The organism is Streptomyces sp. NRRL S-350, from assembly GCF_000719705.1.
GTDB lineage: Bacteria > Actinomycetota > Actinomycetes > Streptomycetales > Streptomycetaceae > Kitasatospora.
The window spans coordinates 1-13,900 of record NZ_JOHO01000038.1; the positions used below are offsets into that span (position 1 = coordinate 1).

10 protein-coding genes and 1 riboswitch are annotated in these 13,900 nt (G+C 71.4%); of the genes, 3 read left to right on the forward strand and 7 right to left on the reverse strand.

Features of this window, described 5'->3' with window-relative positions:
• Nucleotides 1-495: 495 nt before the first annotated feature.
• Nucleotides 496-664, forward strand: a riboswitch (cyclic di-AMP (ydaO/yuaA leader).
• Nucleotides 651-1,916, forward strand: a complete 1,266-nt coding sequence (locus IF30_RS49670; RefSeq protein WP_063752797.1) for a transglycosylase family protein — start codon at nt 651-653, stop codon at nt 1,914-1,916. It overlaps the preceding riboswitch by 14 nt.
• Nucleotides 1,917-2,063: 147 nt before the next feature.
• Nucleotides 2,064-2,264: a DUF2191 domain-containing protein gene (locus IF30_RS0127385; protein WP_030243373.1), complete on the forward strand. Its 201-nt coding sequence runs from the start codon at nt 2,064-2,066 to the stop codon at nt 2,262-2,264.
• 134 nt (nt 2,265-2,398) lie between these two features.
• On the opposite strand, the gene IF30_RS0127390 is transcribed toward IF30_RS0127385, so the two are convergent.
• The 5 genes from IF30_RS0127390 to IF30_RS0127410 form a co-directional block, all read right to left on the reverse strand.
• Nucleotides 2,399-3,418, reverse strand: a complete 1,020-nt coding sequence (locus tag IF30_RS0127390) for a LacI family DNA-binding transcriptional regulator (protein ID WP_199807934.1) — start codon at nt 3,416-3,418, stop codon at nt 2,399-2,401.
• 25 nt (nt 3,419-3,443) lie between these two features.
• Nucleotides 3,444-5,141 carry a glycoside hydrolase family 13 protein gene (locus IF30_RS0127395; RefSeq protein ID WP_030243376.1) on the reverse strand — a complete coding sequence of 566 codons (1,698 nt, stop codon included), beginning with the start codon at nt 5,139-5,141 and terminating at the stop codon, nt 3,444-3,446.
• Between the two features lie 65 nt (nt 5,142-5,206).
• Nucleotides 5,207-6,112, reverse strand: a complete 906-nt coding sequence (locus IF30_RS0127400; protein WP_030243378.1) for a sugar ABC transporter permease — start codon at nt 6,110-6,112, stop codon at nt 5,207-5,209.
• 40 nt (nt 6,113-6,152) lie between these two features.
• Entirely contained in the window at nt 6,153-7,154 is a 1,002-nt protein-coding gene (locus IF30_RS0127405; protein ID WP_030243380.1) for a carbohydrate ABC transporter permease, read from the reverse strand.
• A 166-nt stretch (nt 7,155-7,320) separates the two neighbouring features.
• Nucleotides 7,321-8,598 carry an extracellular solute-binding protein gene (locus IF30_RS0127410; protein ID WP_030243381.1) on the reverse strand — a complete coding sequence of 426 codons (1,278 nt, stop codon included), beginning with the start codon at nt 8,596-8,598 and terminating at the stop codon, nt 7,321-7,323.
• 309 nt (nt 8,599-8,907) lie between these two features.
• Between IF30_RS0127410 and IF30_RS0127415 the strand changes: the two genes are divergently transcribed.
• Nucleotides 8,908-9,411 carry a GNAT family N-acetyltransferase gene (locus IF30_RS0127415; RefSeq protein WP_030243383.1) on the forward strand — a complete coding sequence of 168 codons (504 nt, stop codon included), beginning with the start codon at nt 8,908-8,910 and terminating at the stop codon, nt 9,409-9,411.
• 48 nt (nt 9,412-9,459) lie between these two features.
• Here IF30_RS0127415 and IF30_RS0127420 read toward each other — a convergent pair whose 3' ends face one another.
• Together IF30_RS0127420 and IF30_RS0127425 are read right to left on the reverse strand one after the other, a co-directional pair.
• Nucleotides 9,460-10,527 carry an aldose epimerase family protein gene (locus IF30_RS0127420; protein ID WP_037901395.1) on the reverse strand — a complete coding sequence of 356 codons (1,068 nt, stop codon included), beginning with the start codon at nt 10,525-10,527 and terminating at the stop codon, nt 9,460-9,462.
• Nucleotides 10,528-10,781: 254 nt separating this feature from the next.
• A complete protein-coding gene (locus IF30_RS0127425) occupies nt 10,782-13,805 on the reverse strand; it encodes an ATP-binding protein (protein WP_051711309.1) in 3,024 nt (1,007 codons plus the stop codon).
• Between the last annotated feature and the right edge of the window lie 95 nt (nt 13,806-13,900).

Consider the following 13,900-nt stretch of genomic DNA (forward strand, 5'->3'; position numbering starts at 1 on the left):
AAGACGCTCGGCTGGGAAACCCCAGCCGAGCGTCTGGCTAAACTCCTCGCGGCCTAGACAACCGACCACGTGTTGCAACGACCACTAAAAACCGCCTTCCGTTCCGGGCCCTTTCGTTTTGCCGCTCCTGTGGCGTACGGGAGTTAAGCCGCCCATGAAGTGGAATGTCCGATCTGGAGCTATTTGCAAGTAATTGCTCCACACCCTGTCCGGCGCTCGAATCGCGCCTCCTCCCCCGATTCGGGCAGTGCGCCGCTCCGCGCTTCGACACACCGTCACGCCCCTCCTGAGGCAGAGACAGTTGTGCACGTCCGCAACCAGATTGCCAATAAACGATCATTTGCGATCATGAAGAGCGCCAGTTTTGGCAGTTATCTCCAAACCGTGATGAGCGTCACAGGTGTTTGCAGTTTGAACTTAAGTCTGCTTAACGTGCTCCCCGTTCGTGATCCCACGAACCCGGTCCATCCGCGACGCCGAGTCCTGCCGTCGGATGTTCTGGCAGCGCGAAAACGCACCACGGCAGGAGCGGGGGACCCACAGGTAAGTCGCCCCGGGCCGTTCTCCGGAACGGTTCAGGGCTAGGGGTGAAGCCGCGCTCAGCGCGGCCGGGCAACTCCAGCCCGAATCCGACAGCTCACCTCGCAGGCGTGGGAGAGGACCACGACTTCATGCTGCCCACCAACGGCACCCGTCTGTCCGGCCGTACCCGCCGCGTGATCGCCGCCATCGGCGTCGCGGGCATCGGCCTCACCGTCCCCTGCCTCGTCTCCGGCACCGCCTCCGCCGCCTCCGTCGCCACCTGGGACAAGGTCGCCCAGTGCGAGAGCGGCGGCAACTGGAGCATCAACACCGGCAACGGCTTCTACGGCGGCCTCCAGTTCACCTCCAGCACCTGGGCCGCCTTCGGTGGCACCGCCTACGCCCCGCAGGCCAACCAGGCCACCAAGGACCAGCAGATCGCCGTCGCCGAGAAGGTCCTCGCCTCGCAGGGCCCGGGCGCCTGGCCCGTCTGCTCGATCCAGGCCGGCCTGACCAAGGGCGGCGCCCCGGCCGCCGTCGACACCTCGGCCGCCGCCCCGGCCGCCACGCCGGCCAAGCCCGCCGCGCCCGCCGCGCCCGCTCAGGACGACGCTCAGGCCGCCACCGGCTCCACCTCCGGCAACTGGGCCCAGAAGCGCCAGCAGCAGGCCCAGGACGACGACTACACCGTCGCGGCGGGCGACTGGCTGTCCTCGATCGCCGACAAGAACAACGTCCAGGGCGGCTGGCAGCGGCTCTACGAGCTCAACCGCAGCACCCTGACCGAGGGCCCGGACACCATCTACCCGGGCCAGCACCTGCACTTCGGCGACCGCGGCCAGGCCCAGCCGTCCGCCGCGGCCGACCAGTCCGCCTCGGCCAAGTCCGGTTCCGACTTCACCTGGTTCAACCGCTCGCAGAAGTCCGGCCAGTCCGCGAACGGCGGTGCCGTGAACGCCCAGCCGACCGCGCAGACCCAGGCCCCGGCCGCCAAGCCCGCCGCCCCGGCGCAGACCCAGGCCCCGGCCGCCACCGGCAGCATGGCCGCCGCGGTCTCCTTCGCCGAGTCGAAGGTCGGCCAGGCCTACGTCTACGGTGGCACCGGCAACGGCGGCTGGGACTGCTCCGGCCTGACCCAGGCCGCGCTGCGCGCCGCGGGCATCTCCGTCCCGCGCGTCGCCGCCGACCAGGCCGCCGCCAGCACCCACGTCTCGCTGGACAGCCTGCAGCCGGGCGACCTGCTGTTCTGGTCCAACAACGGCCAGGACTCCGGCGTCTACCACGTCGCCATCTACGTCGGCGGCGGCAAGTACGTCGAGGCCGCCAACCCGAGCGCGGGCGTCCGCGAGCAGACCATCGCCAACTGGGCCCCGGACTTCGCCGGCCGGGTCTGAGAACACCGCACGGCTGTCGGCCCACCGCTGACCGCCCGCCACCCCCGGGGAGAGTCTGGTCGCTCCTCCCCGGGGGTTCCGGCGCATCCCGGTGGTGAAACCCCGATCCGGCGGGCATGCTGCTGCTCCGCACCCGAGGAGGAGCACATGCCCCAGGTCACCGTCACGCTCGACGCGAACCTCGCGATCGACGCGATGATGCTCTCCGGTACCAAGAACCCGCAGGACGCCGTCGAGCTGGTCCTGCGCGACTACCTGGCCCGCGGCCGCCGCACCGAGTCCCGCACCGGTGACCCGGCCGACGGCCGACGCCTCACCACCGACCACCCGACCGCCCAGGACGGCTGACCCGGGACGCCCCCACGAGGGCCCGCCCACAACGCCCCACCCAGCGAACGGCGAGGGGCCCCGGAGAGCAACTGCTCTCCGGGGCCCCTCCGTTGGCGCCCGTCCGTCGTCCGACCGGCTCTCAGGCCCGCCGCTCAGCGCGCGCAGGCTCCGGTGGACCCGCGCATCACCAGCTCCGGCTGGAACATGAACTCGCCGCGCTGGGCGGCGTTCCCGCCGACCTCCTCCAGCAGCGCGTCCACCGCCGCCGTGGCCATCGCCTCGACCGGCTGCCGGATCGTGGTCAACGGCGGCTCGGTGAAAGCGATCAGCGGCGAGTCGTCGAACCCGACCACCGACACGTCGTGCGGCACCGACAGCCCGCGCCGGCGCACCGCCCTGATCGCCCCGAGCGCCATCATGTCGCTCCCGCAGACGATCGCCGTGCAGCCCTTGTCGAGCAGCGCGCCCGCGGCCGCGTGGCCGCCCTCCACACTGAACAGCGTGTGGTGGACGAGGCTTTCGGCCTCCTCCTGGCTGCGCCCGAACACCTCGCGCATCGCCGCCGTGAAGCCCTCGATCTTGCGCAGCACCGGCACGTACCGGCGCTGCCCCACGGCCAACCCGATCCGCTCGTGGCCGAGTTCGGCCAGGTGCTGGACGGCCATCCACATCGCGGCCCGGTCGTCCGGCGAGATGAACGGCGCGTCGATCCGGTCGCTGAAGCCGTTGATCAGGACGAACGGCACCCCGCGCCCGGCGAGCCGGGCGTAGCGGTCGTGGTCGGCGGTGGTGTCGGCGTGCAGTCCGGAGACGAAGACGATGCCCGCCACGCCCCGGTCGACGAGCATCTCCACCAGTTCGTCCTCGGTGGATCCGCCCGGCGTTTGGGTGCAGAGCACGGGGGTGTAGCCGTGCCGGCTGAGCGCCTGCTCGATCACCTGGGCCAGGGCGGGGAAGATCGGGTTGCTCAACTCCGGTGTGATCAGCCCGATCAGCCCGGCGCTGCGCTGGCGCAGCCGGGTCGGCCGCTCGTACCCGAGCACGTCGAGTGCCGCCAGCACGGTCTGCCGGGTGGCGGCCGAGACGTTCGCCTTGCCGTTGAGTACGCGGGAGACGGTGGCTTCGCTGACCCCCGCCTGCGCCGCGATGTCTGATAGTCGCGCCGTAGTCACGGTCCCAGAGCCTATTGCAACCACGTCAGACCGCCCACCAGCCGGTGCTGTCCGGTGCGAGGACCGTCTCGCCGCCGTCCACCACGAGGTCGGTCGAGGCGAGCAGCAGGGTGCCGGGGGCCGCGATCCGCACCGGCTCGCCGGTGGTGTTCGCGGTGCAGACGAAGGAGCCGCGGCGGAACATCAGGGTGCCTTCGGGTCCGTCCAGCCACTCGACCTCCGTTCCGGCGCCGAGGTCGGCGTGGGCGCGGCGGACGGCCAGCGCGCTGCGGTACAGCTCCAGGGTGGAGGTCGGGTCGCCGGTCTGCGCCTCGACGCTGAGTTCGGCCCACTCGGCCGGCTGCGGCAGCCAGGACGGGCCGCCGGCCGTCGGTCCGAAGCCGTACGGGGCTTCGGTGCCGGACCACGGGATCGGGACGCGGCAGCCGTCGCGGTAGCCGTCCTGTCCGGCCTGGCGGAAGAACGACGGGTCCTGGCGCACCTCGTCGGGCAGGTCGGTGACGTCGGGCAGGCCGAGCTCCTCGCCCTGGTAGACGTAGGCGGAGCCGGGCAGGGCGAGCATCAGCAGACTCGCGGCGCGGGCGCGGCGCAGGCCGAGTGCGCGGTCGCCGGGGGTGCGGATCTGGGTGCCGAGGCCAGGCGGGTTGGCGAAGCGGGTGGCGTGCCGGGTGACGTCGTGGTTGGACAGCACCCAGGTGGTGGGGGCGTCGACGGGGCGCATCGAGTCCAGCGAGAGGTCGATCACCTCGCGCAGCGCCGCGGCGTCCCAGTCGGTGCCCAGGTACTGGAAGTTGAAGGCTTGGTGCAGTTCGTCGGGGCGGACGTAGTTGGCGGTGCGCTGGACGGTCGGGGTCCAGGCCTCGGCGACGCCGATCCGCTGGCCCGGGTACTCGTCGAGGATCTTGCGCCAGCTGCGGTAGATCTCGTGCACGCCGTCCTGGTCGAAGAACGGCATGACGTCGTTGCCGAGCAGCTTGAGCTGGTCGGCGCCGCCGAGGTCGGGCAGGCCGGGGGCCTTGACCATGCCGTGGGCGACGTCGATGCGGAAGCCGTCGACACCCATGTCGAGCCAGAACCGCAGGATCGAGCGGAACTCGTCGGCGACGGCCTGGTTCTCCCAGTTGAAGTCGGGCTGCTCGGGGGCGAACAGGTGCAGGTACCAGTCGCCGGGGGTGCCGTCCGGGTTCTCGGTGCGGGTCCAGGCGGGGCCGCCGAAGATGGACTCCCAGTCGTTGGGCGGCAGTTCGCCCTTCTCGCCCTTGCCGGGGCGGAAGTGGTAGCGGTCGCGCAGCGGGGAGGCGGGGCCCTCCCGCAGGGCGCGCTGGAACCACTCGTGCTGGTCCGAGGAGTGGTTGGGGACGAGGTCGACGATGATCCGCAGGCCCAGTTCGTGGGCGTCGCGGATGAGGGCGTCGGCGTCGAGCAGCGTGCCGAACATCGGGTCCACCGCGCGGTAGTCGGCGACGTCGTAGCCGGCGTCCGCCTGCGGCGAGGCGTAGAACGGGGAGAGCCAGACGGCGTCCACGCCGAGATCGCGGAGGTAGGGCAGGCGGCTGCGGATTCCGGGAAGGTCGCCCATGCCGTCGCCGTTGGAGTCGGCGAAGCTGCGCGGGTACACCTGGTAGATGACCGCGTCCCGCCACCAGCCTCTGGACGCGCTGACGTTCGCCTCGTGAGCGGTGTCGGCGGCAGGCCGGGAGGTGTCGGCCAGGTTCTGGGTCATGGACGGTATCCCTCGGGGATCGGAGGAGCGGGGAGCGTTGCGCGCGTGGCGTTCCGCGTCAGGCGTCACGACTTGGAGGCACCGGCGGTGAGGCCGGTGACCAGGTGGCGCTGTACCAGGTAGAAGAAGGCCGCGGACGGGATCGCGATCAGCACGGCGGTGGCGGCCATCAGGTTCCACTGCGCGTCGTGCTCGCTCACGAAGGTCTGCAGGCCGACAGCCAGCGTGTACTTGTCGGAGCTGAGCATGAACGTCGAGGCGAACGGCACCTCGGCCCAGTAGGTGAGGAACGAGTAGAAGGCGGCGACCGCCAGGCCCGGACGGGCGAGCGGGAGCACCAGCCGCCAGAAGGTGCCGAACGGGCTGAGCCCGTCGACCCGGCCGGCTTCGTCGATCTCGACCGGGATGGTGTCGAAGTAGCCCTTCAGCAGCCAGGCGCAGTACGGCACGGTGGTGGTCGAGTAGACCAGGATCAGGCCGGTGTAGCTGTCCAGCAGGCCGAGTTCGGAGAGCATCGTGTACATCGGCACGATGAGCACCGCGATGGGGAACATCTGGGTGACGAGCAGCGACCACATCAGCGGCTTGTGCCCGGGGAACTTCATCCGGGAGACGGCGTAGCCGGTGGTGGCGGCGACCAGTACGCCGAAGACGGTGGTGACGCCGGAGACCAGCAGGGCGTTGCCGAACCAGGTGAAGAAGTCGGTGTCGGACAGCACGTGCTGGTAGTTCGACAGCGTGAGCTTGTCGAGGATGTGGCCGGGGTGGAGGTAGTCGGTCTTGTCCGGCCCGAGCGAGACGAAGAGGATCCACGCGACCGGGAACAGCGCGATCAGGCCGGCCACGATCAGGGTGCCGTGGGACAGCGCCCGGGCCAGCGGGCTGCTCTCGCCGCGTCGGCGGGTCTTGGCCGGCCGGACGGTCGGGGCGGCGCTCACCGCGGGGGCCGGGCGTTCGGTGGTGGTGCTCATCGGGGTTACCTGCCTTCGTGGGTCAACTGGGTCCGGGGCCTCAGCCGTTGGCCTGCTCGTTGCGGGCGAGCCAGCGCCGGTAGAAGGCGGTGAAGACGATCAGGATGGACAGCAGGATCACGCCGTAGGCGGCGGACTGCGCGTAGTCCCGGGGGATCTGGCCGAAGCCGAGGCGGTAGGCCCAGGTGACCAGCAGCTGGGCGTCGGGCGCGCCGGTGCCGAAGAGCAGGAAGATCACGTTGAACTGGTTGAACGTCCAGATCACACCGAGCAGTACGACGGTGGAGGAGACGGAGCGCAGCCCCGGCATGGTGACGTGGCGGAAACGCTGCCAGGGCGTGGCGCCGTCCATCTCGGCGGCCTCGTACAGCTCGGCCGGGATCGACTGCAGGCCGCCGAGCAGCGAGATCATCATGAACGGCACGCCGGCCCAGGTGTTGACGAGGATCGCGGCCGCCTTCTGCGCCCACGGATCGGTGAGCCAGCCGGGCTCGGGCAGGTGCAGGGTGGAGAGGATGGTGTTGACGACGCCGCCGTCGGAGAGCATCAGGCGCCAGGAGAAGACGGTGACGAAGGTGGGCACGGCCCAGGGCAGGATGAGCAGCATCCGGTAGGCGGCGCGCCCGCGCAGCTTCTTGTTGAGCAGCAGGGCGAGGCCGAGGCCGAGGGTGTAGTGCAGGAAGACGCAGATCGCCGTCCAGGCGATGGTCCAGACGAAGTGCGACCAGAAGCGGTCGTACGAACCGGGGCCCCAGAGGATGTCGGCGTAGTTGTGGAAGCCGACGAATCCGTAGCTGGACGGGATCTCGTTGACGCCGATCGTGCGGGCGACGTTGAGGCTGTTGGCGTCGGTGAGGGTGAGCCAGACGCCCTCGACGAGCGGGTAGAGCACCAGCACGCCGAGCACCAGCACGACCGGGGCGATCATCGCGTAGGCGTACCAGTGCTTGGCGTAGGAGCGCTTGACGCGTTCCAGGAGACTCGGACGCTGCTCGCGCTCCCGGCTGCCCTTGCCGGTGGCGCCCTGCACGGCGACTGACATCGTTTGCACCTTCTCGGGGGGGTTCTCGGGCTCCGGGGAGTCCTCGGGGGAGCCGAACGGCCCGGCCGCCGGGGTGACGGACGACGGCGGACGACTGACAGCTGATGGGATCCGTTCGCTGTGGTCGTTCGCCGTCATCCGTCGGCCGGCAGGCCGGGCCCGGGGACTACTTGGCGAAGCCCGGCAGGAGCTTGGCGTAGTCGGTGGCGACGGTGTTCAGCGCGTCCTGGGTGCCGGTGCCCTGGGTGGCCTTGCCCAGGTTGGTGCCGAGCGAGGCGAACAGCGAGCTGTACTCGGGCAGTTCGGGGCGCGGCTTGGCGCTGTTCAGGATGCTCTGGAAGCCGGCGATGCCGGGGTCGGCCTTGACGTCGGCGGTGAAGGCGTCGGAGCGGGTCGGCAGGGTGGAGTTCTTCTGCGCGATGAACGCCTGGCTCTCGGCCGAGGTCATGAAGGCGGCGAACTTCTCGGCGGCGGCCTTGTGGGCCTTGTCCGCGCCGGCGTAGACGGAGATGTTGTGACCGCCGGTGGGGGCGCCCGCCTTGCCGGCCGAGCCGGCGGGGACGGCGGCGATGCCGAGGTTGGTCTTGTCGGCGAAGGCCGAGCCCTTGTAGATGTTGGTGATCTCCCAGGGGCCCTGGATGATCGCCGCGACCTTGCCGCTGTTGAAGGCGTCCATCATGTGGGCGTAGGCGTCGGTGGTCACGTCGGCCTTGGCGGTGCCGGGCGAGGTGAACATCGTCTTGTAGGTGTCGACGGCCTTGACGGCCTCCGGCGAGGTGATGGTGATCTTCTTGCCGGCGGCGTCGACGGTGTCGGTGCCCTCGCCGAACAGGAACGGCATCGCGTAGTAGCCGTCGGCGGCCTTCAGCCAGAAGCCGTCCACGCCGGCCTTCTCCTTGACGGCGGCGGCGTCGGCCTTCAGCTCGTCCCAGGTCTTCGGGGCCTCGGTGATGCCGGCCTTGGTGAACAGCTCCTTGTTGTAGAGCAGGCCGAGGGTGTCGGTCACCAGCGGGACGCCGTACAGCTTGCCCTCGTACTTGGCCTGCTGGATCAGGCTCGGCTGGAAGGCGGAGGTGTCGGCGGCGGCCGGGGTGCCGTCGAGCGGCTCCAGGTAGCCGGCCTTGGCGAAGGCGGCGGTCCAGCCGACCTCGGAGCGGAACACGTCCGGAGCGCCCTTGGCCCCCATGGCGGTCTGGAGCTTGTTCTGCGCCTGGTCGAACGGCACGTTGACGAAGTCGACCTTGACGTTCGGGTTGGCGGCCTCGAACTTCTTGACGAGCTCCTGGTAGTTCGGCGCCTCGTTGGTGGCGTTCGAAGTGTCCCAGTACGTGAGGGTGACCGGCCCGTCGGCCTTGCCGTCCGAGCTGGAGCCGCTGCTGCCACAGGCAGCCATCGAGACCGCGAGGGCCACAACGAGGGCAGAGGCCGCGATGCCACGCCGCATGAGAACTCCTTGGGAGGGTGGGGGTGCCCGAGATGTTCGGAGACAGGCGCATAATGGCTGCCTCGTGCCGACCGCACCGTTGCTGCCGTCGGGCTCGGGAAGGAAGTTAACAGCGGTGAAAGATCGACGGAAAGTCCTTGCAGCAAGTTTCTGCAAGAAACGGGGATCGTTACATCCGCGTGTCCTGGGCGTTGCCACCCGGTAGTTGATCCGGCGCCGATTGCCCCGGTTCGCCCGATTCACTCCGGCCCCCGGGCGGCCGTCCGACCACCCTGCGTGGCCGGGAGCCTCCTGCCGCAGACTGGACGCATGCGAATCAGAGCCGTCACCGGGGACGAACTCCCGCTTCTCGCCGAGCTGGAACGGGCCGCCGGGGCGCCCTTCGCCGCGATCGGCATGCCGGAGATCGCCGAGGACGAACCCCCGACGCCGGAGCAGCTGGCCCACTATTCGGACCGGGGCGTCGCCCTGGTCGCCGAGTGCCCGGGCGGAGCGCTCGCCGCCTACCTGCTGGCCGAACCGGTGGACGGCGCGCTGCACATCGAACAGGTCTCCGTCCACCCCGACCACGCGCGCCGCGGCATCGGCCGGGCGCTGATCGAGCACCTCGCCGGCACCACCGACGCGCCCGCGCTCACCCTCACCACCTTCGCCGCCGTCCCCTGGAACGCGCCCTACTACGCGCGCTGCGGCTTCCGCCCGCTGGCCGACGACGAACTCACCCCGGGCCTGCGCGAGATCCGCCGCCGGGAGGCCGAGCACGGCCTGGACCGCTGGCCCCGGCTCTGCATGCGCCGGGACCTCCGGCCGTGACGGGTCGGCCCGGGCCGGGCCCCGCCGACCACGGCGCGAGGCCGTGACCTACCGGTCCGTCCCCAGCCGCAGCACGGTCGTCGAGCGGAACTCCTCCCCCGGCCGCAGCACCGTGCTCGGGAACGCCGGGTGGTGCGGGGAGTCCGGGAAGTGCTGGGTCTCCAGCGCGACCCCGGCGAACGGCCCGTACGGGACTCCGCTCGCGCCGGTGACCGCGCCCTGGAACTTGTTCGCCGTGTAGACCTGGATGCCCGGCTCGGTGGTCAGCACCTCCAGGGTGCGGCCGCTGACCGGGTCCTCCAGCAGCGCCGCCCGCGCCGGAGTGCCGTCCGCCGGCCGGGGGCGCAGCACCCAGTTGTGGTCGTAGCCGCCGGGCCCGGCCAGCTGCGGGTGCGGGTCGTGCACCGACTTGCCGATCGGCGTGGCCACCGTGAAGTCGAACGGCGTGCCCGCCACCGGTTCGGTCCGCCCGTACGGGATCTGCCGCTCGTCAGCCGGGGTGTACTCGTCGGCGTCGAGGGTGAGCAGGTGGCCGAGGACGTCGCCGTTGCCTTCACCCGCGAGGTTGACATAGGCGTGGTTGGTCAGGTTGACGACGGTCGGTTTGCCGGTGACGGCCCGGTAGGCGATCACCAGTTCGCCGTCGGCGTCCAGCGTGTACGTGACGGTGACGTCCAGCGCGCCCGGGAAGCCCTGGTCCCCGTCGGGGCTGTGCAGCCGCAGCCGCACTCCGCCCTCGACCGGCTCCGCCGTCCACATCCGGTGCGCGAAGCCGTCCGGGCCGCCGTGGATGGTCATGCCACCGCCGGTGCCGGCGAGCTGGTGCTCCTCGCCGTCGATGGTGACCGACGAGCGGTCGATCCGGTTGGCGTACCGGCCCACCACGGTGCCGTAGTGCCGTGCCGGCCCGAGGATCTGGGCCAACTCGTCGGTGGACAGCAGCAGTTGCGCGGAGCGCCCGGAGCGGTCCGGAGCGCTCAGGGTGTGCAGGGTGGCGCCGAGGGTGAGCACGCTCGCCTCGTACGGGCCCGCCGTCAGCGTCCAGCGCCCGATCGCGGCGCCCGCGCCCGAGCGGTCGAGGGGTTCGTGCCGCACGCTGGTGGCCTCGCTCGCCATGGCCTGCTCCTCACTGGCGTCGGCGGCGCACCGCGACCGCCCGGTTCCTGGTCCGTCGAGGGCTCGCCGCGGCAGCCCCGTGTCCGTCAGCCTAGCGACGGCGGGGGTGACGGGGGGCGCTTCCACACCCGCGCGCGCCGCCGGTGCGCGACAGCCGCCCGTACGGGGCAACCGGCCGTCGAACCCCGGGACCGGCACGGACACCCCGCCACCGCCGTACGCGACGCCGCACGGCCGCCCCCGGGCGGCGCCGCCTACTCCTGCTCCCCCTGCTCCTCCTCCGGCCGGGTGGCCTCCCGCTGCTGCGCCCCCAGTCCGAGCGCCGAGGCCAGCCCGTCCGGCCCGCTGCCCGCCTTGCGGTATACCGCTGCCAGCCGCCGGTTGACCAGGCTGATGTGCACCCCGAGCTCCTCCGCGATCCGCTGCGGCGGCACGCCCTGCACGGCCCGCTTGGCGACGTCCCACTCCGGCCTGCTGAGCGTCTCCAGCGTGTCCTGGACGTCGCGCAGCCCCAGCCGGTTGGGCCGCAGGCCGTAGTTGGCCAACTCCCGCCGCGCCTGGTCGACCAAGCCCTCCGCCGAGCAGTGCTGGGCCAGTTCGATGCCCTGGTACAGGTGCTCCTGGGCGTCCTCCAGCCGTCCGACCCGGCGCAGCGCGGCCCCGAGGTCGACCAAGGCGGCGGCGTGCTCGTAGCCGGCCGGGGACTGCCCGAGGTGCATCACGGCCTGCTCCAGCAGCTCGACCGCCTGCTGCCCGTCCTCGATCCGCGCCTGCAGCCGCAGCGCGCTGCCGATCGCCGAGGCGGTGCCGAAGGCGCGCGCGTCCCGGACGGCCTTCTGGGCGTAGTCGCGCGACCGTTCCGGCTCGTCGTCCGCGATCGCGACGGCGAGGTGACCGGCCCAGGGCGCCCAGACGGTGTTGCGCCAGCCGCGGACCTCCAGCTGGGAGCCGGCCTCGGTGAGCGCCGCCGCCGCTCCCGCGTGCCGGCCCTTGGCGATCAGCAGCTTGCCGTACAGCGAGGCCGCGTCCGGCAGCACCATCGCGGTGGCGTGGTACGGCGGGTGGAAGCCGAAGTCGTTGGCGAGCTCCCAGGCCTCCTCGACCCGGCCGCGGGCGATCAGGGTGTCCACCAGCACGCCGACGGCGTCCCAGGCCAGCGGCAGCTTCTTCCCGATCCGCTCGGAGATGCGGTGAGCCCGGCGGAGGAAGTCCTCCGCCTCGGCGAGCAGGCCGCGGCGGAACCGGGCCAGCCCCATCAGGAAGTACGCGAAGCCCCGGTGGGCACCGCTCCAACCGGCCAGCTCGAACTGGATGATGGCGTCCGCGGCCAGCCGCTCGGCCTGGGCGACGCGGTCGTTGTAGATGTACGTGAGGCCGAGCATCGAGGGCAGTTCGAAGCCCCAGGTGGTGTCCGTCCAGCCGAGGCCCTTGGGCAGCCGGCCGCCTTCCAGGACCTCGTCGGCCAGCGCGAGCGCCTCGGTGGAGGGCTCGCCGCGCAGGGTGAGGTCCCAGGCCCGCATGACGAGCACGGCCCGGTCCGCGGCCTCGCGGCCGGTCAGGCTGCGGCACATCTCCCCGAGCCGGGCGGAGCGGCCGGGGCCGTCCTCCTCGGACTTGCGGAAGGCGTGCCACATGAACGAGGCGGCCTGGAGCCGCTGCCGCCCGGCCGGGTCGTCGGTCACCACGGCCTCGTCCTGGCAGACCAGGGCGGCCTGGCGCAGTTCGCCGCTGTGGGCGAGCACCTCGGACAGCCGGAAGGTGGCGTCCACCCGCAGTTCGGGGCGCAGCGGCCCCTCGTCGGGGTCGAGGGCGAGCTTGAGCTGGTTGACGGTGGCGCCGGGGTCGGTGAGCAGTGCGGAGCAGCCGAGCTCGTACATCACCTCGGCCTTGATCTCGTCGGCGGGCGGTTCGTTGAGCGCTCGGTGCAGGCAGCGCTGGGCGGCTTCGGGGGCGCCGATCAGCTGGTGTTCGACGGCGGCGCGGCGCAGTTTCTTGACGATCCGGTCGTCGCCCTCGCCGGAGTGGGTCTCGACCAGGTGGCGGGAGGCGGCGAGCAGGCCGAGTCCGGCGTTCTCGATCTCGGCGGCGGCGATGCCGTGCATGCCGAGTCGGGTGGCGTCCGGCATGGTGTTGTAGATGGAGCTGGCGATCAGCGGGTGGACGAACTCCAGGTTGCCGTTGGGCGACTGGGTGAGCACGCGCTGCTTGCGCAGCTGTTTGATGGAGTCGCGGGCTCCCTCGGTGCTCTGGGTGGAGATGCGGGTGGCGAGGTCGACCCGGATGTCGGTGCCGAGCATGGCGCAGGCCCAGGCGAAGCGCAGGGTGGCGGCGCCGAGCCGGTCCAGCCAGCTCTTGAGGGTCATGCCGGTGGCGTCGACGGCGAGTTCGCGCAGTTGGCGGGAGTTCTCCTCGACCGGTTCGAGCTCCTGGTCGCGGACCTGGTCGAGCAGGGCGACGGCCTCGAAGGGGTTGCCGTTGACGACGTTCCAGAACTCGTAGCAGAAGGCGTCCTCGGCCTTGTCGCCGAGTTCGGCGCGGATCATGTCGGTGACGGAGTTCAGGTTGAGGCGGTTGAGTTCGTGCCGGCGGCCCTTGAGGGCGAGGACGTCGCGGCGGAGTTCCTGGTTCGGGGTCGGCCAGTCGTTCTTGTCCTCGCGGAAGGCGAAGACGAGCAGGACGGGCAGTTCACCGGAGCGGACGGCGAACTTGGTGAGCCAGGAGAGGGATTCCCCGTCCGCCCAGTGCAGGTCGTCGACGATCATCACCATCGGCGCGCGGCGCGGCGCGAGCTGGGTGAGCACGTAGTCGAGGCCGTCGCGCACGCCCTGCGGGTCGAGGCGGCGGGCGCCGGCCCGGGGCTGCTTGAGGCCCATGGCCGGTCCGACGACCTCCTCCCAGGTGCCCATGACCTGGCGGAACTCGTCCGGCTTCAGGTCGCTGAGCACGGGCTGGAGGAGTTGGCGCAGCACGTGGTACGGCTCCTTGAACTGCCGTTCGCCGCCTCGGGCGAACAGCACGGTCGCACCTTCGCGGAGCTTGGCGATCCGCCGGACCTCGTGCAGCAGGCTGGTCTTGCCGATGCCCGGGCGGCCGGAGAATGCGAGCAGGTCGCCGATCTCGGTGCCACCGGCGGCGAATTCGCGGCAGAGCCGGTCGACGGCGGCCTCCACCGACCGCAGTTCGGCGTCACGGTCACGCAGCCGGACCCGGGCCGCGGCACCCTCGCCGTCCCGGCCGGAACCAGCTCCCGCCCGGAGTTCGTTCTTCTGCTCGGTCACCGTCGCGCCTCCGCCTCGCCCGATCGCGTCACAGCTCCATCACTGCGTGGAGCCGAGGTTAGCGCTGCGTGGGCCTCGGCGTGCGGCATTCGTGC

Excerpts from the sequence above, each read along its gene's own strand:
- IF30_RS0127385 (WP_030243373.1), top strand. The coding sequence starts at position 2,064 with ATGCCCCAGGTCACCGTCACGCTCGACGCGAACCTCGCGATCGACGCG.
- IF30_RS0127395 (WP_030243376.1), bottom strand. The coding sequence starts at position 5,141 with ATGACCCAGAACCTGGCCGACACCTCCCGGCCTGCCGCCGACACCGCT.
- IF30_RS0127400 (WP_030243378.1), bottom strand. The coding sequence starts at position 6,112 with ATGAGCACCACCACCGAACGCCCGGCCCCCGCGGTGAGCGCCGCCCCG.
- IF30_RS0127405 (WP_030243380.1), bottom strand. The coding sequence starts at position 7,154 with ATGTCAGTCGCCGTGCAGGGCGCCACCGGCAAGGGCAGCCGGGAGCGC.
- IF30_RS0127410 (WP_030243381.1), bottom strand. The coding sequence starts at position 8,598 with ATGCGGCGTGGCATCGCGGCCTCTGCCCTCGTTGTGGCCCTCGCGGTC.
- IF30_RS0127415 (WP_030243383.1), top strand. The coding sequence starts at position 8,908 with ATGCGAATCAGAGCCGTCACCGGGGACGAACTCCCGCTTCTCGCCGAG.
- IF30_RS0127420 (WP_037901395.1), bottom strand. The coding sequence starts at position 10,527 with ATGGCGAGCGAGGCCACCAGCGTGCGGCACGAACCCCTCGACCGCTCG.